Origin of the sequence: Microbacterium sp. (assembly GCF_017305435.1) — a bacterium.
In the GTDB taxonomy this organism is placed as follows: domain Bacteria; phylum Actinomycetota; class Actinomycetes; order Actinomycetales; family Microbacteriaceae; genus Microbacterium.
The window spans coordinates 1-19,348 of record NZ_JAFKIP010000004.1 but is presented as its reverse complement, the minus strand read 5'-3'; the positions used below and the strand labels follow the sequence as shown (position 1 = coordinate 19,348).

Below are 19,348 nucleotides of genomic sequence, written 5' to 3'. Positions count from 1 at the left end.
CGCTGAGGAGCGGCGCGCTGAGAAACCACGAACGCCGCGGTCAGCGCTGTCGGCGCTCGCGGACCCGCATGTTCGTGACGATCGGCGTGCCCTCGAAGCCGAAGATCTCGCGCAGGCGCCGCTGGATGAACCGGCGGTAGCCCGGGTCGAGGAACCCGGTCGTGAACAGCACGAACGTCGGCGGGCGCGTCGCCGCCTGTGTGCCGAACAGGATGCGCGGCTGCTTGCCTCCGCGGAGCGGATGCGGGTGCTCGGCGACGAGCTCGGTGAGGAAGGCGTTGAACTTGCCCGTCGAGATGCGCTGGTCCCACGAGGCGAGCGCGGTCTCCAGCGCCGGCACGAGCTTGTCGAGATGACGCCCGGTCCGCGCCGAGATGTTGACGCGCGGAGCCCACGCGACGTGCGCGAGGTCCTGCTCGATCTCGCGCTCGAGGTAGCGGCGGCGGTCTGCGTTCTCCATGTCATCGTCGTTGAGGCGATCCCACTTGTTGAACGCCAGCACGAGCGCACGGCCGGACTCCAGCACGAGGTCGATGATGTTGAGGTCCTGCACGCTGATCGACTGCGACACGTCGAGGACGACGACGGCGACCTCCGCCTTCTCGAGGGCGGCCGAGGTGCGCAGCGACGCGTAGAAGTCGGCACCCTGCTGCAGGTGCACGCGACGTCGGATGCCAGCGGTGTCGACGAAGCGCCACAGCTTGCCGCCGAGCTCCACGATCTCGTCGACCGGGTCGCGCGTCGTGCCGGCGAGCTCGTTCACAACGACGCGTTCCTCGCCCGCCGCCTTGTTGAGCAGCGACGACTTGCCGACGTTGGGGCGCCCGAGGATCGCGACGCGACGCGGGCCGCCCAGCTCGGCCTTCGCGACGGCGGAGACGTCGGGCAGCACCTTCATGACCTCGTCGAGGAGGTCGGCGACGCCGCGCCCGTGGATCGCCGAGACGGGGTGCGGCTCACCGAGGCCGAGGTTCCACAGCGCCGCCGCCTCCGGCTCCTGCCGCGCGTCGTCGATCTTGTTCGCGACGAGGAAGACGGGCTTCGAGGTCTTGCGGAGCAGCCGCACGACGGCTTCGTCCGTCGCGGTCGCGCCGACCATGGCATCCACCACGAAGAGCACGACGTCGGAGAGGTCGATTGCGACCTCCGCCTGGGCGGCGACCGAGCGATCGATGCCGCGGGCGTCGGGCTCCCATCCGCCCGTGTCGACGAGGGAGAAGCGGCGGTCCATCCACTCGGCCTTGTAGGTGACGCGGTCGCGTGTCACGCCGGGCGTGTCCTCGACGACGGCTTCGCGGCGCCCGAGGATGCGGTTGACGAGCGCCGACTTGCCGACGTTCGGGCGCCCGACGATCGCGACGACGGGCAGAGCCGGCAACGCCTCGACGATCTCACCGCCCGCGGTGAATCCCGCGAGCAGCTCGGTGTCGTCCTCGTCGAGGTCGTAGTCGCTGAGCGAGTCGCGCAGCGTCGCGGCCCGCTGCTCGGCGAGCCCCTCGTCGAGTTCTGCCATCTTCTCTTCGAGCTGGTCGGGACCGCCCTCGTACTCGTCCTCAGCGGCCATCGTTCGTCTCCTGTGTCTGCGTGTTCATCTCCGCGGCGACGACGTCCAGGACGGCGGCCACGGTCTGTGCGAAATCGAGATCGGTCGAATCGACCACCGTCACGCCGTCGGCGGCGCTCAGGAAGTCCACGACCTTGCTGTCGGCCGCGTCGCGGCGGTGCAGTGCGCTCGCGACGGCGGCGGCATCCTCGCCGCTCAGCTCCGCGCTGCGGCGGGCGGCACGCACCTCGGGCGACGCCGTGAGGAGGATGCGGACCGGCGCGTCGGGGGCGACGACTGTTGTGATGTCGCGGCCCTCCACGACGACGCCGGGGCGGCCGGAGTCGCGCACGAGGGCGCGGAAGAGCGTGTTCACGTTCTCGCGCACCGCGGGGATGCGCGCGACGCCGCTCACGGCAGCGGAGACGCGGGGTTCGCGGATGGCGGCGGTGACGTCGACATCACCGACCCGCACCCAGTAGTCGTCCGGATCGAGCGAGATGGCGTAGGGGAAGGCGGCCGCGGCATCCTGCACCGTCTGCTCGTCGGTCGTGTCGGCGCCGCTCTCACGGTCGAGCACGTGCCAGGCGAGCGCGCGATAGGCCGCTCCCGTGTCGAGATACCCGTAGCCGAGTCGTCGAGCGGCCTCCCTCGAGACGCTCGACTTGCCGGATCCGGCGGGTCCGTCGATCGCGATCGTGACGGGCGCGGACGAAGAATCGCTCATGAGGGCAGGCTCGCAATCTTCCAGCCGCGCTCTTCCAGCCCCTGGACGGCGCGGTGCAGCACGGTCGGCACGACGCTGATCTCCGCCAGCCCGAACTGCGCGCCGGGCGAATGCTCGAGCCGCAGGTCCTCGACGTTCACCTCGAGCTCACCGAGCTCGCCGAACAGACGTCCCAACTGACCCGGAGTGTCATCGACCATGACGACGAGGCTCTCGAACCGGCGGCGCTGGCCGTGCTTGCCGGGCAGCCGCGCGACGCCGTCGTTGCCGCGGCGGATCGTGTCGGCGACCGTGCGGCGTGCGCCCGGACGCTCGGGGGCGCGCAGGGCGTCCGCGACGTCGCGGAGATCGTGCGCGAGCGCGTCGAGCACGTCGACGACGGGCGCCGCGTTCGCGCCGAGGATCTGCACCCACAGCTCCGGCGCCGAGGCGGCGATGCGGGTCGTGTCGCGCACGCCCTGGCCGGCGAGTCCGAGCGCATCGTCGGGCGCATCGATGAAGCGGCCCGCGAGGAGGGATGCCACGAGCTGCGGCACGTGCGAGACGAGCGCGACCGACCGGTCGTGCTCCTCGGGGGTCATCTCGATCGGGGTCGCGCCGAGATCGAGCGCGAGGCCTTCGACGAGGGCGAGATCGGATGCCGGGGTCTCGCCGTCGCGGCAGACGACCCACGGGCGGCCCACGAAGATGTCGGCGCGGGCGGCGATCGCTCCCCCGCGTTCCCGACCGGCCAGCGGGTGCGAACCGATGTAGTGCGTGAGGTCGACGCCGCGCGAGCGCAGCTGCTGCAGCGGCTCGAGCTTGACGCTCGCGACGTCGGTGACGACGGCGCGCGGGTAGGCGTGCAGTTCCCGCTCGATGACGTCGGCGACGACATCGGGCGGCGTCGCCACGACGATGAGGGCGGGGTCGTCTCCGGATGCCTCGGCGCGGCCGGCGCCGTAGTCGATCGCGAGGCGCAGCTGCGCGGGCGAGGCGTCGGCGAGTACGACATCGACGCCGAGCCCCGTCAACGCATGCCCGATGCTCGAACCGAGGAGACCTGCGCCGACGATGCGCACGCAGCCCGACGTGCGCGGGGCGCGCACGTCGCGTGCACGCGCCGCAGCGACGGTGGAGTCGGTCACGGTTTCCGCCTAGGAGTCAGCCTCGTCATCGGCGGAGGGGCTCGAGGGAGCATCCGCCTGGCGCGCGACGGTGAGCAGCGCGCCGCGTTCCACTGTAGTCAACTCCCGCGCCCGCCCCGCTGGGAGGGTGCCCAGGTGGAGGGGGCCGAACTGGCGCCGGACGAGCTCCGTGACGGGGTGGCCGACCTCGGCCAGCATCCGACGCACGATCCGGTTGCGGCCGGAGTGCAGGGTCAGCTCGACGAGGGAGCTGCCGGCGGAGGCATCCAGCAGGCGCGCCTTGTCGGCGGCGATCGGGCCGTCCTCGAGGTCGACGCCCTTCGTGAGCCGCGCGATCGTCTGCGGGGCGACGCGCCCCTCGACCTTCGCGATGTAGACCTTCGCGACGCCGAACGAGGGATGCGCGAGCACGTGCGCGAGCTCGCCGTCATTGGTCAGGACGAGCAGTCCGCTCGTCTCGGCGTCCAGGCGTCCCACGTTGTACAGACGCTCTTCCCACTCCGTCGTGAAGCGCCGCAGGTCGGGGCGGCCGTGCTCGTCCTTCATCGACGAGACGACGCCGGTCGGCTTGTTCAGCATCACGTAGCGCTTGGTCGGATCGAGCTGGATCGCCGTCCCGTCGACGTCGACGAGGTCGGATGCCGGGTCGATGCGCGAGCCCAGCTCCGTGACGACCTGCCCGTTGACGCGCACGCGGCCTTCGACGATGTACTGCTCGGAGACGCGCCGCGAGGCGACGCCCGCGTTCGCGAGGACCTTCTGCAGGCGCACGCCCTCCTCCGCGGCGGTCATCGCACGACCTCGCTGTCGAAGCCCTCGGCGCCGTCGTCGAGGAGCGGGGAGATGTGCGGGAGCTCGTCGAGGGAGTTGATCCCGAGGTTCACGAGCAGGGCGTCGGTCGTCCCGTAGTTGATGGCGCCCGTCTCCGGGTCGTGGAAGAGCTCGGTGATGAGTCCGCGCGCGACGAGCGTGCGCACGACCGAGTCGACGTTGACGGCGCGGATCGCCGCGACCTGGCTGCGGGTCACGGGCTGCTTGTAGGCGATGACGGCGAGGGTCTCCAGCGCCGCCTGCGAGAGCCTGCTCGGCGCCTGACCGCTGACGAACTCGCTGACGAGGTCGTCGAGCTCCTCCCGCACATACAGCCGCCACCCGCCGCCGACCTCGCGCAGCTCGAAGCCGCGGCGCGGGCCTCCGGCCTCCCCGTCGTAGTCGGCGACGAGACCCTCGATCGCCTGACGGACGGCCGGCACGGGAGCGGCGACCGCGGCGGCGAGCGCGACGAGGCTCTGCGGCTCGTCGACGATCAGGAGGATCGCTTCGAGTCGGCGGGCGACGTCGGCGGGCTCCTGCGAGCGGGCGGGCGAGTCGAAGGACTCGGCGGAGTCCGCACCCGCCAGGGCGTCCGGCGCAGCGGCGCCGGTGAGGTCATCGGTCATAATCGGCTCCCAGGGTGGCGAGGTTCTCTTCGGACCAGCGTTCCGCGGTCCAGCGCAGGGTCAGTTCGCCGAGCGGCTCGAGCTGCTCGAACGACAGGGCGGCGTGCCGGTACAGCTCGAGCACCGCGAGGAACCGCGCGACGACGACGCCCGGCTGGTCCGTACCTGCGACGAGCTCGCGGAAGCTCAGCACACCGGCATCCCGCAGCAGAGTGACGACGATCGCCGCCTGCTCGCGGATCGACACGAGCGGCGCGTGCAGGTGGTCGAGCCCGACGTGCGGGATCTCCTTCGGCGCGAAGGCGAGCATCGCGAGCGCCGCGAAGTCGGCGGCCGTGAGCGTCCAGACGAGCTCCGGCACCGCGCGGCGGTACTTCTCGTCGAGCCGGACGGCCCGCACGTGCCGCCGGTCCTCGCGGCGGAGCGACCGCTCGAACCACGCGGACACCTCCTTGAACGCGCGGTACTGCAGCAGACGTGCGAACAGCAGATCGCGAGCTTCGAGCAGGGCGACCGACTCGGCATCCACGAGCTCGCCCTGCGGCAGGAGGCCGGCGACCTTCATGTCCAGCAGCGTCGCGGCGACGACGAGGAACTCGGATGCCTGCTCCAACTCCTCCGCGTCGTCGAGGCCCTTCAGATAGGAGATGAACTCGTCCGTGACCTTCGACAGTGAGATCTCGGTGATGTCGAGCTCGTGCGCACCGAGGAGGGACAGCAGCAGGTCGAACGGCCCGTCGAAGCCGGACAGCGAGACGCGGAACCCCGCGGAAGCCTCGTCAGGCGACGGCGCCACGGGCGACCAGCTCCCGCGCGAGGCGCAGGTAGGCCTGGGCCGCCGCGTGCTCGGGGGCGAACTGGGTGATCGGCACGCCCGACACCGAGGCATCCGGGAACTTCACGGTCCGCCCGATGACGGTCTCCAGCACGTCGTCACCGAACGCTTCGACGACGCGCTCGAGCACTTCGCGCGAGTGCAGCGTGCGCGGGTCGTACATCGTCGCGAGCACTCCGTCGAGCTCGATCGCGGGGTTGAGACGGTCGCGCACCTTGTCGATCGTCTCGATCAGCAGGGCGACGCCCCGCAGCGCGAAGAACTCGCACTCGAGCGGGATCAGCACGCCGTGGCTCGCGGTGAGTGCATTCACCGTGAGGAGGCCGAGCGAGGGCTGACAGTCCACGAGCACGACGTCGTATTCGCCGGCGACCTTCCGCAGCACGCGGGAGAGGATCGTCTCTCGGGCGACCTCGTTCACGAGGTGCACTTCGGCGGCGGAGAGGTCGATGTTCGCCGGGATGATGTCGAGCCCCGGCGTCGAGGTGTGCACGATCGCCTCGTGCGGGTCGCGCTTCGTGTCCAGCAGCAGGTCGTAGATCGTCGGGACGTCGTGCGTCGCGATGCCGAGGCCCGCCGACAGCGCACCCTGCGGGTCGAAGTCGACCGCGAGCACGCGGCGACCGTATTCGGCGAGGGATGCCGCGAGGTTGATGGTGGTCGTCGTCTTGCCGACGCCGCCCTTCTGGTTGCACAGCGAGATGATGCGAGCGGGGCCGTGCGCATCGAGGGGCGCCGGGGTCGGGAAGCCGTGGTACGGGCGCCCCGTCGGACCCATGGGGATGTCCTCGGCCGAGGCCTTCCTCGTCCCCCGCGTCTTCTCCGTCACCGACACTCCCGCCTTCTCCGACTGCGTCCCCCGAGTCTACCGAGCGCGCGCTCGGGAACGGTGAGACGCGGCCGTCGGGCGCCCACGCGTCGCCGGATGCCGTCGGCGCACCGTGTCCGCCCGCGCACCATGGCCGCCCGCGCATCGTCGGGTCAGGGCATGTCGCGGAGGGCATCCACGTCGACGAGGCCGGAGTGGAGCCGCCCGCCGGCGATGAGGGACGGGATCGCGACGGTCCGGATGTCGTCTTCCACGACGGTCCGTCCGGCCCGGAGCGTCGCGGCGGTCTCGGGTGATGCGGCGAGCACCGCGATCTGGGCGACGGCGTCCGCGGCGTAGCCGTCGGCGGAGAGCCATTCCTGCAACCGGGCCGTCGCCTCCTCGGGCGTCGCCGCGTTCATCCACTCCTGCGTGCTGCGCCCGTCGTCGGCGACGGTCGTGAACAGCTGCTCGAGGATGTACCAGTCCCCGGTCTCCGCGGTCGTCGTCCCGTGCGCGGCCTCCCAGGCCCGGATCGCGGTCAGATACGAAGCGATGAGCGGGGAGTTCGCGAATTTCGGCCCGAACCCGCCGTCGATCGGGTACGCGATGTACGTGACGTTGTGGGTCTCGTCGAAGCCGGAGGCCCGCATGTTCCGGAAGAGCTCCGCGCAGAAGCGGCAGCCCGGGTCGAGCACCTCGAGTGCGACCGGCCGACCCGCGACGTAGCCGCCGAGGTAGGTCGCGTCGGGGCTCGCGAACTCCGCGGCATCCCACTCGCGCAGGCGGCTCGGGATCGTGGAGATGGTGTCCCCGACCGAGGCGAACTCACGACCGAACGCGCCGAGCACGTCGCCGTGACCCACCGACTCCCAGAAGCCCGGCTCGCTGCCGCCGATCGAGCAGGCCTGGGCCGCGAGCGTGCAGGCCTGCGTGTCCTGCTTGTCGCAGGTGCCGTACACGAAGAGGTTGAGCCCGCTGCGACCGAGCAGATACAGGCTCACCACGAGGGACAGCACCATGAGCCACGCCAGCACCTCGATCGCGATCGAGGCGGGCTTCACGAGCCGCGGCGCACGGATCGCAAGGGGGGCGAGCATCGAGGTCTTCACATCGTCGCGGAACGAGGTGTCGCAGGCCCGGAAGGTCACGCGGCGGGAGAAGCAGCCCCAGGCCTTGCCGAGGAGCTTGCGGTACTTCGCCGAGACGGCGGAGAGGACGAGGACGACGAAGAACGCGACGATGCAGACCACGGGTCAGAGCCCTCGCATCAGGCGGTCCATGACCACGATCGAGTGATCGATGTCGCTCTCGGTCGTGTGGGCGCCGAGGCTGAAGCGCACGAGCGTGGGGAGGTGCGCGCGCTCGTCGAGCCAGTGGTGGGCGCAGAAGTGACCGCTCCGGACCATGATCCCCGCCTGGGAGAGGAATGCCGCGAGACGATGCGCGTCGACGCGCTCCGGAACGACGGAGATCGTCGCCGATCGCTCGACGGGCCCGAACACGCGCAGGTTCGGCATCTCGACGAGCGCGTCCCGCAGACGCGCGCCGAGCGCGTCCTCGTGGCGCTCGATCTCGGCGCTTCGGGGCAGGAACCAGGCGAGAGCCGCGCCGTACCCGATGATCTCCCCCCACGCCTGCAGCCCGGGCTCGAGACGCGTGTGCACGGCGGCTGCGGGCACGAAGCCGTCCGTCGTGACGGCGTCGACCTGGCCGCCCCCGACGAACGTGAGCTCGAGACTGCGCAGCAGCGCATCGGTCGCGACGACGACGCCGAGGGACGGCCCGTAGAGCTTGTGCGCCGAGAAGCAGATCGCGTCGGCGTCGAGGCCGCGGAGGCTCGCGAAGGCGTGCGGTGCGGCCTGCGCGGCGTCGAGCAGGAGGGCGCCCCCGCGCCGATGCACCTCCGCCGCGATCGCGGGGAGATCACGGGTCACTGTGCCGGTGACGTTGTCCATCGCGGACAGGACGACGAGAGCGTCCGTCAGATCGACAGCGGTCAGATCGACGTCGCCGTGGAGGGAGCGTTCGACGACGTGGCGCGGGATGCCTAGGCGACGCGCCGCGGTCATCGTCGAGAGGAACACCGAGTTGTGCTCGTGGTGTGTCGTGATGACACGCGCGTAGCGACCGGGAGGCAGCTGCTGCAGCAGCAGGTTCAGGCCCATCGTGGTGTTGAGGGTGAAGGCACACGTGTGGGTGCGCGGCGACGCCCTGAGCGCGGCGAGTGTGGATACCCGGGCCGCCTCGACCGCCTGGTCGACGCGCCGGCCCCACGCATAACGACCGCGCTCCCCGCAGGCGCCGAAGGTCGTGTAGTAGTCCGTCATGGCATCCAGCACCGGCAGCGGACGCAGCGACTGGCACGCCGCGTCGAGATAGACCTCGTCCGCGTCGAGGTACGGGAAGTCCGCCCGGAGGCCGGTCGAGGCCATCCGGGACTCCGTGGCATCCCCGCGGCCGTGTTCCGCATCCGGATCCCGTCGCCGGCGCCATCCCTCGAAGAGTCTGCTCACCGTCAGAACAGACTTCCGATGACGTCGAGGCGCAGCTGCGCCGCCACTCCGATCAGCAGATAGTCGAGGACGACCAGAAGCGGCAGCCACGAGAGGATGCCCGCACCCCACCTCCGGGCGCCGTCGGCATCCCCCCAGACGCCCGCCCGCAGAGTCCATCCCGCCACCGTCCAGAAGAGCGGGATCGTGACGAGCCAGACGACCATGCACCACGGGCACAGCGAGCCGTACTCGAATACGCTGCGGTAGGCGAGGACGTGCACGAACACGAAGGCACCGGCGACGAAGACGGCGTAGACCCGCCAGAACCAGGTCCGCAGCCCCGCGGGGGCGGCGAGCGCAGCGGCGCCGGCGTACACGGGCCCGAAGAAGAGCATGATGCCGAGGATCGAGTTGCTGAAGCCCAACAGGTTCCCACCCGGCGTGAGCAGGTTCGGTCCGCACGTGACGATCGGGCTGATGCTGCATGAGATCAGCGGAGTCGACCCGGTGAGCTGCCCGACGTACTCCAGATAGAGCAGGAACGCCACGGTGCCGCCGACGGCGCCCGCCACGATCCACCAGGCAGCGAGCCCCCGCCCCGGACGGTGCAGCCGCACCTCCGCGGAGGGGTCGCTCGGAGCGGCCCCGGGGGCCGGCTCGGGCTCAGCACTCATGCGGTCATCCTCTCCCCGCCTCCACGCCTGCCCTCAGCGCACGCGCCGGGAGAAACCCGCCGCGTGCGTACGCGACGCTCGCGGCTGACGGGGGAACGGTCAGCGGGCGCGCGGGTGCGACGTCAGGTACACGTCACGCAGGGCGTCGGCGGTGACGTGCGTGTAGATCTGCGTCGTCGCGACCGACGCATGCCCGAGGAGCTCCTGCACGACGCGCACGTCGGCGCCGCCCTGGAGGAGGTGCGTCGCGAACGAGTGGCGGAACGTGTGCGGCGAGACGTGGGCGTACAGTCCCGCACGATCGGCGGCGGCCTGGATGACGAGCCACGCGCCCTGCCGGGACAGCGGCGCACCGCGGGCGCCGAGGAAGAGGCGAGGGCTCGCGCGTCCGCGACGGGAGAGCTCCGGACGGGCGCGGGCGAGGTAGGCGTCGACCGCGGCGCGCGCGTAGGAGCCGACGGGAACGATCCGCTCTTTCGCACCCTTTCCGCGCACGCGCAGCACGTCACCGTGGGCGAGGTCGTCGACGTCGAGCTGCATGATCTCCGACACGCGCGCCCCGGTGGCGTAGAGCAGCTCCAGCAGGGCGCGATCACGGAGCGGGATGAGCGCTTCCTCCCCCGCGACCGGCGTCGTGCCCGGCACGGGCCCGGGCGCCGGGCCCGCGGCATCCAGCAGCGCCTCGATCTGCGCGATCGACAGCGCCTTGGGCAGTCGTTGGGGCGCTTTCGGCGGGCGCAGTCGCTCGCTCGGGTCGGCCGTCGTGATGCCCTCGCGCACGAGGAAGCGGTGGAGGCCCCGCACCGACGATTGCAGGCGCGCGAGCGAGGTCGCCGCGGGGGGCGGTTGCAGGGACGCGCGTTCCGCGGCGAAGGAGGTGACGAGCGCGGCGGTCACGTCGTCCGTGTCGGTGATGTCGTGCGCAGCGAGCCACTCCAGGTAACCGGCGAGGTCGCGACGGTAGGCGGCGACGGTGTGCGCGGAGAGCCCCCGCTCCAGGGCGATGTGCCGGAGGTAGACGTCGACCGCGCGACCGAGCTCCACCGGGTCGTCAGCTCCGGCGCAGGCGCGACAGCTTCTCTGCGGCGGCGAGGATCCCCGCCACGAGGATGCCGTTGCGCATGCGCCCCGCGAGGATCGCGTCGACGACGTCGGGCAGGCCGACCCACTCCGTGCGGATGTCCGCCTCCTCGTCGGTGCGCGCGAACGTCTCGGATGCCGCGGCGAGACCGCGCGCGAGGAAGATGTGCACGACCTCGTCGTTGCCGCCGGGGGTCGTGAAGACGGAGACGAGCGGTTCGATGGATGCCGCGACGAGGTCGACCTCTTCGGCCAGCTCACGTCGCGCCGTCTCGATCGGGGGCTCGCCCGCGACGTCGAGCAGCCCCGCGGGGATCTCCCAGTCGCGGTGCCGGATCGGGTGACGGTACTGCTGGATCAGCAGCACGCGCTCCTCGTCATCGATCGCGACGACGGCGGCCGCCCCGGGGTGGTCGACGTATTGCCGCACGATCTCGCCGTCGCCGTAACGGAGGGTGTCGCTGCGGACGTCCCACACCCGCCCCGCGTAGACGAGCTCGCTCGCGGCGATGTCCGCCTCGAACGGCTCGTCGTGGAGGGTCATGGACTCAGACACGCTCGACCTCGTCCTTGAAGAGCTCGCTCGCGCGGTGGCGCTCGAGGGCCGCCGCGATGAGCCCCCGGAACAGCGGGTTCGCCTGCGTCGGACGGGAGCGCAGCTCGGGGTGGGCCTGCGTCGCGATGTAGTACGGGTGCACGTCCCGCGGCAGCTCGACGTACTCGACGAGTCCGTGGTCGGGCGAAAGGCCCGAGAACCACAGTCCCGCCTCCGCGATCTGGTCACGATAGCGGTTGTTGACCTCGTAGCGGTGACGATGCCGCTCGCTCGCGCGGTTCGCTCCGTACACCTCGGCGGCGAGCGATCCCTCCGCCAGCTCCGCCTCGTAGAGGCCCAGGCGCATCGTCCCGCCCATGTCGCCGTGGTCGATGATGTCGACCTGCTCCGCCATCGTCGCGATGACCGGGTGGGCGGTGTCGGGGTCGAACTCGCTCGACGAGGCATCCACGATGCCGGCGACGTTGCGCGCGTACTCGATGACGATGCACTGCAGGCCCAGGCAGATCCCGAGCGTCGGGATGCCCTGCTCGCGCGCGAACCGCAGTGCCCCGAGCTTGCCCTCGATTCCGCGGATCCCGAAGCCGCCGGGAACGACGATCCCGTCGACGGCGCCGAGCGCCTTCTCCGCGCCTTCGGGCGTCTCGCACAGGTCGGACGGGATCCAGGTGATCTGCACCTTCGTCTCCTGCGCGAAACCGCCGGCCTTCAGCGCCTCGGTGACCGACAGGTACGCGTCGGGGAGGTCGATGTACTTGCCGACGAGACCGATCGTGACCTCGTGCTTCGGGTTGTGCACGGCGCCGAGGACCGTGCTCCACCGCGTCCAGTCGACCTCGTCCGCCTTGCGACCGAGGCCGAGGGCATCGACGATGTACGCGTCGAGGCCCTGTTCGTTGAGCATCGAGGGGATGTCGTAGATCGACGGCACGTCGACCGCGTTGACGACGGCGTCCTCGTCGACGTCGCACATCAGCGCGATCTTGCGCTTGTTCGATTCCGTGACGGGGCGGTCGCTGCGCAGGACCAGCGCATCGGGCTGGATGCCGATGGAGCGGAGGGCCGCGACGGAGTGCTGCGTGGGCTTCGTCTTCTGCTCCCCCGAGGCCCCCATGAACGGAACGAGCGAGACGTGCACGAAGAAGACGTTCTTGCGGCCGAGCTCGTGACGGATCTGCCGGGCCGATTCGATGAACGGCTGCGATTCGATGTCGCCGACGGTGCCGCCGATCTCGGTGATGATGACGTCGGGCTTCGGGCTCTCATCGGCCTGCAGCCGCATACGACGCTTGATCTCGTCGGTGATGTGCGGGATCACCTGCACGGTGTCGCCGAGGTACTCGCCGCGACGCTCCTTGGCGATCACCTGCGAGTAGATCTGCCCCGTCGTGACGTTCGCGGCCTGGCTCAGCTCGATGTCGAGGAAGCGCTCGTAGTGACCGATGTCGAGGTCGGTCTCGGCACCGTCATCCGTGACGAACACCTCGCCGTGCTGGAACGGGTTCATCGTGCCCGGATCGACGTTGAGGTAGGGATCGAGCTTCTGCATCACGACCCGCAGCCCCCGCGCGGTGAGGAGATTACCGAGCGACGCGGCCGTCAGGCCCTTCCCCAACGACGAGACGACACCGCCCGTCACGAAGATGTGCTTGGTGGTGTCGTCTGAAGTCTTGCTCGAAGCTTTGCCCGCGTCTGAAGTAGTGTCCGTCACGGGCTTTCATCCTATCAGGCTGGAACGGCCGAGGGTCAGGAGCTCACGAGCGTGTTCGAGAGCGGCGGGCGAATCGGGCAGGCCGGAGAGCAGCCTGGCCATCTCCGCCTCGCGTTCTTCGCCGTCGAGGGCGCGGACGCTGGATGCCGTGACCGACCCGTCGCTCGATTTGACGACGCTCAGGTGATTGTTCGCGAAGGCCGCGACCTGGGCGAGGTGCGTGACCACGATCACCTGGCTCGTCCGTGCGAGAGCCGCGAGGCGGCGGCCGACTTCGATGGCCGCCGCACCGCCGATGCCGGCGTCGATCTCGTCGAACACGAAAGTGGGCACGGCGTCGGCCCCGGCGATCACCACCTCGATCGCGAGCATGACGCGGCTGAGTTCGCCGCCCGAGGCGGTCTTGGCGACGGGCCGCGGCTCCGCGCCGGGGTGCGGCGCGAGCAGGATCGTGACGTCGTCCCGGCCGGCGGCACTCGGCGCGGCGGGTTCGACGGCGACGACGACGCGTGCATCCGGCAGGGCGAGCGCGCGCAGCTCTTCCGTGACGGCCGCCGAGAGGCGCTCGGCGGCTCGACGGCGCACATCGGTGAGGTGGGATGCCGCGGCATCCAGCCGCTCCTGCGCCTGCGCGCTCTCGTCGTCGAGCCGCAGAGCGCGGTCGCCGTCGTCGTCGAGGTCGGCCAGGCGCAGCGCGCCGTCCGCACGCAGGGCGAGGGCTGCGTCGAGCGTGCCGTGGGAACGCACGAGCGCACCGATCGCCGCGCGGCGCTCCTCGACGGCGGCGAGCTCGTGCGGTCCGGACTCGTCGAGGTCGGCGAGGTAGCCGCTGAGTTCGGTGGCGAGGTCCGCGGCGCGGTAGCCCAGGTCCTCGAGCGTCGCGGCATGCGCCTGCAGGGCGGCGTCACTGCCCGCGGCACGTTCGAGGGCGCGGCGGGCGTCGGCGAGCAGGCTGACGACATCCGGCGCGTCGTCGTCGCTCGAGAGGGCCGCGTGTGCCTGCGTCGCAGCGACCCGCAGGTCCTCCGCGTGCGCCAGACGCTCGGCCCGGGCTGCGAGGTCGGCGTCCTCACCGGGCTGCGGATCCAGCTGTTCCAGTTCGGCAAGGTCGGTGCGTAGCTGTTCCGCTTCGCGGGCCCGTTCCTCCCGACGCGCGGTGAGGTCGGCGAGCTCGGCGGCGATCGCCCGGGCCCGCTCGTACGCCGCGCGGTACTCGGCCAGCGGAGACGCGATCTCGTCTCCTCCGAAGCGGTCGATCGCATCGCGCTGCGCGGCGGCCGAACGCAGCCGCAGCTGATCGGACTGGCCGTGCACGACGACGAGCTGCTCCGCGAGGTCCGCGAGCACACCGGCCGGGGCGGCGCGTCCGCCGACACTCGCGCGGCTGCGACCCTCGCCCGTGACCGTGCGACCGAGATACAGTTCGGCGCGGCCGTCTCCGATCGGCTCGACCTCTCCCCCGGCATCCGCGACGCGTTCGGCGACGGAACCGGTCTCCGGCACGATCCACACGCCCTCGACGGCGGCCTGGTCGGCGCCTGCGCGGACGGCGCCCGCGTCGGAGCGCGCGCCCATGAGCAGCCCGAGGCCCGTGACGACCATGGTCTTGCCGGCTCCGGTCTCGCCGGTGATGGCCGTGAATCCGGGGCCCATCGGCAGCGTGGCGCGCGCGATGACGCCGAGATCGCGCAGGGTGATCTGCTCGATCATGCCGTGCCCTCGCCGGCGGGCGGCACGCCGAGACGATGCGTGTCGGGGCCGCGCCAGCCGGCGACCGGGAGCTGGAACTTGCGCACCAGCCGATCGGTGAACGGCGCGGGGTGCAGGCGCGCGAGCCGCACGGCCGTCGGGGAGCGGCGCGCGACGACGCGCGCACCCGGCGGCAGGTCGTGCGAACGACGACCGTCGCACCAGAGGATGCCGATGCCGTCGGTGCGCGCGAGGACCTCGATCGCGACCGCGGCCTCGGGGCCCACGACGAGCGGGCGGGCGAAGAGGGCGTGCGCCGACAACGGCACGACGGCGATCGCCTCCACCGTGGGCCAGATGACGGGCCCGCCGGCGGAGAAGTTGTACGCGGTCGATCCGGTCGGTGTGGAGATGACGACGCCGTCGCACCCGAAGCTGGACAGCGGCCGGCCGTCGATCTCGATGACGACCTCCATCATGCGCTCGCGCGACGCCTTCTCGACGGTGGCTTCGTTGAGCGCCCAGGTGTCGTAGATCGTCGTACCGGCGGCGTCGATCACCTCGACGGCGAGGGTCATGCGCTCCTCGACTTCGTACTCACGCGCGATGACGCGTCGCATTGCCTCGTCGATGACGTCGGCTTCGATCTCGGCGAGGAAGCCGACGTGGCCCATGTTGATGCCGAGGATCGGAGCCGTGCCCTCTCGGACGAGCTCCGCAGCGCGGAGGATCGTGCCGTCGCCGCCGAGGACGATCGCGAGGTCGATCGCCGCCACGGTCACGTCGACCCCGAGCGTCGCGATCGCGCCGACGTCGCCGAGCGCGGTCCGCAACTCGTCGTCTCCGTCCGGGAGCACGGGCTGCGCACCGGCCGCGGTCACCGCCGAGATCACTCGGCGAGCGGCAGCGACGGTGTCCTCGCGGCGGGCATGCGCCACGACGAGGATCTCACGCCGCTCCGCCCCTGCTGCGGAGGTGTTCCCGTCGGTCATTTCGCTCCCGCCAGTTCGTTCACGGCTTCCAGGTATTCTGTCGGATTTCCGTCGACGCCCGCCGCAGGAAGGGTCGCGGCAGGGCGCAGATGCACGAGGAATTCTTGGTTGCCGTGCGTTCCCGCGATCGGCGAAGCGATCACGCCGCGGGTGCCGAACCCGGCATCCCACGCCGCCCACAGCACGCCCATGACGGCATCGGCACGTGCTGCGGCATCCGTCACCAGCCCTTCGCGCACGCCGGACCGCCCGACCTCGAACTGGGGCTTGACGAGCAGGACGACGTCCGCATCCGTGCTCGCGACGGCGGCGACGGCAGGCAGCACGTGCGTCAGGGAGATGAAGGAGAGGTCACCCGTGACGAGGCTCGGCGGCGCGGCGACGCCCCCGACCGCGGCGGCGAGCGAGTCGGGCGTCATGTATCGCACGTTGAAGCCCTCGACGGCGGAGACGGCGTCCGCGGCGGCGAGCTCCGGTGCGAGCTGTCCATGCCCGACGTCGACGGCCAGCACCCGTGCCGCACCGCGCTCGAGGAGCACCTGGGTGAAGCCGCCGGTGGAGGCGCCCATGTCGAGGCACAGCCGAGCCGCCACGCGGACGTCGAAGGCATCGAGCGCCGCGATGAGCTTGTGCGCCGCACGGCTGACGTAGTGGTCGGATGCCGCGACGGCGACCTCCTGCTCGTCCCCGATGCGCGTGGCCGCTTTGACCACGGGGCGTCCGTCGACCGACACGAGGCCGGCATCGATCAGCTGGGCGGCGTGCGTGCGGGAGCGCGCGAGCCCCCGTTCGGCGACGACGGCATCGAGGCGCTTCGTCACGCGGATCCGTCCCGCGGGCCGGCTTCGAGGCGCCGCGCGAGCTCGTCGTGCAGCGCCGCGTATGCGGCGGCGCGTTCGGCGAGCGGCTGCTGCTCGATCACCTCGAGCGTGGAGAGGAGATCCTCCCGGCGGGCATCCGCGCCGGCGGCGTCGGCAATATCGAAGGACATGCGTCCACGATACGCGTCAGGGCCGGTGGAACGGGTCTGCGTAGAGGCGTTCGGGCACGCGGAAGCCGTAGATCGCACGACCCGTCGCCCAGATCGCGGCGGCGCCGGCGCGGACGAGGTCGATGGGACGATCGCCCGTGCTGACGATCTGTACGTCGGGGCCGTCGATACGCACGGACGCATCGCCGACGGTCGTCACGTCGCCGTCGACGCGGGTCTCCGGGTACGGCTCGTGCAGCTCGCGCAGATCGCCGACGATGTAGGTCGGCCGCGACGTCGTCGGAGCGGCGAGGACGTGCTTCGGACGATCGACGCCGGTCAGGACCAGCACGGAGTCGATGCCCGCCGCCTGCGCGCCGGCGATGTCGGTGTCGAGCCGGTCACCGATGAAGAGCGGATGGCGCGCACCGAAACGGTTCACGGCTTCGTCGAAGATGGGCCGTTCCGGTTTTCCCGCGACGACCGCGAGCCGCCCCACGGCCGTGTGCACGGCCGAGACCAGGGTGCCGTTGCCGGGCGCGATGCCGCGGGCCTGCGGGATGGTCCAGTCGGTGTTGGTCGCGATCCACGGGATCCCGCCCTCGTCCTCCGGCAGCGCGAGCGCGTAGGCCGCTTCGGCGAGCTGACTCCAGCCGACGTCCGGCGCGAAGCCCTGCACGACGGCCGCGGGGGCATCGTCGGCGCTGCGAGTGACGGTGTAGCCCGCCTTCTCCAACTCGAAGACGAGTCCGTCACCGCCCACGACCAGCACCGTCGCGCCCTCCGGCACCCGCTCCTGCAACAGTCGCACGGCGGCCTGCGGGCTGGTGACGACATCCTCCGCCCGTGTCGCGGCAAGACCGAGTTCCCTCAGATGCGCGGCGACGGTCTCGTCCCGACGGGACGCGTTGTTGGTGATGTAGCCGAGCCGTCGGGTCTCGCCCGCGTGGTTGAGGCTCGCGACGGCATACGGCAGGGCTCCCGCTCCGGCGTACACGACGCCGTCGAGATCCGCGAGCACGGCGTCGACTCCGTCGAGCGGCGTGGATGCCGCCCGGCGTCGCGAGAACAGAGCCATCAGTCCTCGGCTCCGGCCTTCGCGTCCGTTTCGTCGACACCCGCATCCGCGAGAATCTCGTCGACCTCGTCTTGCACGCTCGGCGCAGTGACGGAATCCTCCGACTCGACCGCCGTCGCATCGGACACAGGCGCGTCGTCGTCCTCATCGTCCAGGTCGATGTCGAGCTCTTCGATCTCGTCGATCTCCAGCGTCTCGAGGTCGGCGTCGACGGCATCCAGCGCTTCTTCAGCGATGACCGCGCGGTGCTGCCACTCGGCGGCTTCGTCCACGCGTCCGAGTTCCTCGAGCACCGCCGCACGCGCGGCGAACAGCCCCGGGCTCCAACGGAACGCGCGCTCGGGGTCGAGTTCGGGAATGTCGAGTTCCTGGAGCGCGCGCTCGTTCTCTCCGAGATCGAGGCGTGCGCCGGACATGGCGATCGCCAGCTCGACGCGCACGTCGACAGGAAGCGACGCACGGTCTACGGCGCGGCCGGCCTCGAGCGCACGGTCAGGGCGGCCGAGGCCCCGCTCGCTGTCGACGAGGAGCGCGATCTGGTCGTCGCGCCCGGAGATGCGGCGGAACGTGCGCACTTCGCGCACCGCCAAGGCGAAGTCTCCTGTCGCATAGGCGGTGATCGCGACCGTCTCGCGAACGATCGCGATACGACCCGCGCTGCGGGATGCCGCGAGCGCGTGCTCGTGAGCGAGTGCGGGATCGACATCGATCAGCCGCGCAGCCATCGCGAGGTGACGAGCGACCTGCTCGGCGTTCTCCTTGCTGAGGGTCTTCAGCTCATTGCGCGCCGCGCCGTTGAGGTCATGGGGCGTGATGTCGTCGGGCAGTGCAGGCCCAGCGGGCGCCGAGACACGGCGTTCCGACCCCTGCGGCGGACGGGACGCGCGACGGTCGCCGTCACGCTTCTCGTACGGCTTCCGCTCGCCGTCGCGCTTGACGTAGGGCTTCCGCTCGCCGTCACGCTTCTCGTACGGCTTCCGCTCGCCATCGCGCTTCTCGTACGGCTTCCGCTCGCCGTCGCGCTTCTCGTACGGCTTCCGCTCGCCGTCGCGCTTGACGTAGGGCTTCCGCTCGCCGTCGCGCTTCTCGTACGGCTTCCGCTCGCCATCGCGCTTCTCATACGGCTTACGGTCGCCGTCACGCTTCTCATACGGCTTACGGTCGCCGTCACGCTTCTCATACGGCTTGCGCTCGCCATCGCGCTTCTCGTACGGCTTGCGTTCACCATCGCGCTTCTCATACGGCTTGCGTTCACCATCGCGCTTCTCATACGGCTTACGGTCGCCGTCACGCTTCTCGTACGGCTTGCGTTCACCATCGCGCTTCTCGTACGGCTTCCGTTCGCCATCGCGCTTGACGTAAGGCTTCCGCTCGCCATCACGGGCTGGAGGACGTCCGCCCGCTGACCGTCGCGCACCATCGTTCTGCGGTCGTCGTTCGTCAGCCATGGCTGCATCCTTTCATGCGCGTGTAACGCGGAAAGGCCACCCCTGTGTGGGGTGGCCTTTCCGTGAAAAGGAGTCCGGCGGTGTCCTACTCTCCCACAGGGTCCCCCCTGCAGTACCATCGGCGCTGTGAGGCTTAGCTTCCGGGTTCGGAATGTGACCGGGCGTTTCCCTCA

The 19,348-nt window shown here is 70.9% G+C and carries 19 protein-coding genes and 1 rRNA gene; all 20 read right to left on the bottom strand.

The annotated features are described in order from the left end of the window. Positions 1-40: 40 nt before the first annotated feature. Positions 41-1,564 carry a ribosome biogenesis GTPase Der gene (gene der / locus J0I43_RS06210; RefSeq protein WP_292860695.1) on the bottom strand — a complete coding sequence of 508 codons (1,524 nt, stop codon included), beginning with the start codon at positions 1,562-1,564 and terminating at the stop codon, positions 41-43. Then, a complete protein-coding gene (gene cmk / locus J0I43_RS06205; protein WP_292860692.1) occupies positions 1,554-2,270 on the bottom strand; it encodes a (d)CMP kinase in 717 nt (238 codons plus the stop codon). The genes der and cmk overlap by 11 nt, the downstream gene beginning before the upstream one ends. Further along, positions 2,267-3,397, bottom strand: coding sequence for a prephenate dehydrogenase (locus tag J0I43_RS06200; RefSeq protein ID WP_292860688.1), 1,131 nt, complete (start codon positions 3,395-3,397; stop codon positions 2,267-2,269). The genes cmk and J0I43_RS06200 overlap by 4 nt, the downstream gene beginning before the upstream one ends. Positions 3,398-3,406: 9 nt before the next feature. Then, positions 3,407-4,189, bottom strand: a complete 783-nt coding sequence (locus J0I43_RS06195) for a pseudouridine synthase (protein WP_292860685.1) — start codon at positions 4,187-4,189, stop codon at positions 3,407-3,409. Further along, a complete protein-coding gene (scpB, locus tag J0I43_RS06190; RefSeq protein WP_292860682.1) occupies positions 4,186-4,836 on the bottom strand; it encodes an SMC-Scp complex subunit ScpB in 651 nt (216 codons plus the stop codon). The genes J0I43_RS06195 and scpB overlap by 4 nt, the downstream gene beginning before the upstream one ends. Beyond that, complete coding sequence (locus tag J0I43_RS06185; RefSeq protein WP_292860679.1) at positions 4,826-5,632, bottom strand: ScpA family protein; 807 nt, start codon at positions 5,630-5,632, stop codon at positions 4,826-4,828. The genes scpB and J0I43_RS06185 overlap by 11 nt, the downstream gene beginning before the upstream one ends. Further along, positions 5,616-6,449, bottom strand: coding sequence for a ParA family protein (locus tag J0I43_RS06180; protein WP_292861923.1), 834 nt, complete (start codon positions 6,447-6,449; stop codon positions 5,616-5,618). The genes J0I43_RS06185 and J0I43_RS06180 overlap by 17 nt, the downstream gene beginning before the upstream one ends. A gap of 203 nt (positions 6,450-6,652) precedes the next feature. Next, entirely contained in the window at positions 6,653-7,732 is a 1,080-nt protein-coding gene (locus J0I43_RS06175; RefSeq protein ID WP_292860676.1) for a hypothetical protein, read from the bottom strand. Between the two features lie 3 nt (positions 7,733-7,735). Beyond that, positions 7,736-8,914, bottom strand: coding sequence for an aminotransferase class V-fold PLP-dependent enzyme (locus J0I43_RS06170; protein WP_292860673.1), 1,179 nt, complete (start codon positions 8,912-8,914; stop codon positions 7,736-7,738). Between the two features lie 83 nt (positions 8,915-8,997). Then, positions 8,998-9,651 (bottom strand): vitamin K epoxide reductase family protein, encoded by a 654-nt coding sequence (locus J0I43_RS06165; protein ID WP_292860670.1) that lies wholly within the window; start codon positions 9,649-9,651, stop codon positions 8,998-9,000. 99 nt (positions 9,652-9,750) lie between these two features. Beyond that, entirely contained in the window at positions 9,751-10,695 is a 945-nt protein-coding gene (locus tag J0I43_RS06160) for a site-specific tyrosine recombinase XerD (RefSeq protein ID WP_292860667.1), read from the bottom strand. Positions 10,696-10,702: 7 nt separating this feature from the next. After that, positions 10,703-11,287, bottom strand: coding sequence for an NUDIX hydrolase (locus J0I43_RS06155; RefSeq protein WP_292860664.1), 585 nt, complete (start codon positions 11,285-11,287; stop codon positions 10,703-10,705). Beyond that, the gene (locus J0I43_RS06150; protein WP_292860661.1) at positions 11,280-12,998 is read right to left on the bottom strand and encodes a CTP synthase; all 1,719 of its coding nucleotides are present in this window, start codon (positions 12,996-12,998) and stop codon (positions 11,280-11,282) included. Before J0I43_RS06150 ends, J0I43_RS06155 begins: the two co-directional genes overlap by 8 nt. A gap of 6 nt (positions 12,999-13,004) precedes the next feature. Further along, positions 13,005-14,708 carry a DNA repair protein RecN gene (gene recN / locus J0I43_RS06145; RefSeq protein WP_292860658.1) on the bottom strand — a complete coding sequence of 568 codons (1,704 nt, stop codon included), beginning with the start codon at positions 14,706-14,708 and terminating at the stop codon, positions 13,005-13,007. After that, positions 14,705-15,679, bottom strand: coding sequence for an NAD kinase (locus tag J0I43_RS06140; RefSeq protein WP_292860655.1), 975 nt, complete (start codon positions 15,677-15,679; stop codon positions 14,705-14,707). The genes recN and J0I43_RS06140 overlap by 4 nt, the downstream gene beginning before the upstream one ends. Next, on the bottom strand, positions 15,676-16,500 hold the full coding sequence (locus tag J0I43_RS06135; RefSeq protein ID WP_292860652.1) for a TlyA family RNA methyltransferase: 825 nt from the start codon (positions 16,498-16,500) through the stop codon (positions 15,676-15,678). The genes J0I43_RS06140 and J0I43_RS06135 overlap by 4 nt, the downstream gene beginning before the upstream one ends. Then, complete coding sequence (locus tag J0I43_RS06130) at positions 16,497-16,670, bottom strand: hypothetical protein (protein WP_292860649.1); 174 nt, start codon at positions 16,668-16,670, stop codon at positions 16,497-16,499. The genes J0I43_RS06135 and J0I43_RS06130 overlap by 4 nt, the downstream gene beginning before the upstream one ends. Positions 16,671-16,686: 16 nt before the next feature. Further along, positions 16,687-17,727, bottom strand: a complete 1,041-nt coding sequence (locus J0I43_RS06125; protein WP_292860646.1) for an HAD-IIA family hydrolase — start codon at positions 17,725-17,727, stop codon at positions 16,687-16,689. Next, positions 17,727-19,175, bottom strand: coding sequence for a primosomal protein (locus J0I43_RS06120; protein ID WP_292860643.1), 1,449 nt, complete (start codon positions 19,173-19,175; stop codon positions 17,727-17,729). Before J0I43_RS06120 ends, J0I43_RS06125 begins: the two co-directional genes overlap by 1 nt. 72 nt (positions 19,176-19,247) lie before the next feature. Next, a 5S ribosomal RNA gene (gene rrf, locus J0I43_RS06115) occupies positions 19,248-19,348 on the bottom strand; the annotation flags it as partial.

Excerpts from the sequence above, each read along its gene's own strand:
- der (WP_292860695.1), bottom strand. The coding sequence starts at position 1,564 with ATGGCCGCTGAGGACGAGTACGAGGGCGGTCCCGACCAGCTCGAAGAG.
- cmk (WP_292860692.1), bottom strand. The coding sequence starts at position 2,270 with ATGAGCGATTCTTCGTCCGCGCCCGTCACGATCGCGATCGACGGACCC.
- J0I43_RS06195 (WP_292860685.1), bottom strand. The coding sequence starts at position 4,189 with ATGACCGCCGCGGAGGAGGGCGTGCGCCTGCAGAAGGTCCTCGCGAAC.
- scpB (WP_292860682.1), bottom strand. The coding sequence starts at position 4,836 with ATGACCGATGACCTCACCGGCGCCGCTGCGCCGGACGCCCTGGCGGGT.
- J0I43_RS06180 (WP_292861923.1), bottom strand. The coding sequence starts at position 6,449 with ATGGGTCCGACGGGGCGCCCGTACCACGGCTTCCCGACCCCGGCGCCC.
- J0I43_RS06170 (WP_292860673.1), bottom strand. The coding sequence starts at position 8,914 with ATGGCCTCGACCGGCCTCCGGGCGGACTTCCCGTACCTCGACGCGGAC.
- J0I43_RS06165 (WP_292860670.1), bottom strand. The coding sequence starts at position 9,651 with ATGAGTGCTGAGCCCGAGCCGGCCCCCGGGGCCGCTCCGAGCGACCCC.
- recN (WP_292860658.1), bottom strand. The coding sequence starts at position 14,708 with ATGATCGAGCAGATCACCCTGCGCGATCTCGGCGTCATCGCGCGCGCC.
- J0I43_RS06140 (WP_292860655.1), bottom strand. The coding sequence starts at position 15,679 with ATGACCGACGGGAACACCTCCGCAGCAGGGGCGGAGCGGCGTGAGATC.
- J0I43_RS06130 (WP_292860649.1), bottom strand. The coding sequence starts at position 16,670 with ATGTCCTTCGATATTGCCGACGCCGCCGGCGCGGATGCCCGCCGGGAG.
- J0I43_RS06125 (WP_292860646.1), bottom strand. The coding sequence starts at position 17,727 with ATGGCTCTGTTCTCGCGACGCCGGGCGGCATCCACGCCGCTCGACGGA.
- J0I43_RS06120 (WP_292860643.1), bottom strand. The coding sequence starts at position 19,175 with ATGGCTGACGAACGACGACCGCAGAACGATGGTGCGCGACGGTCAGCG.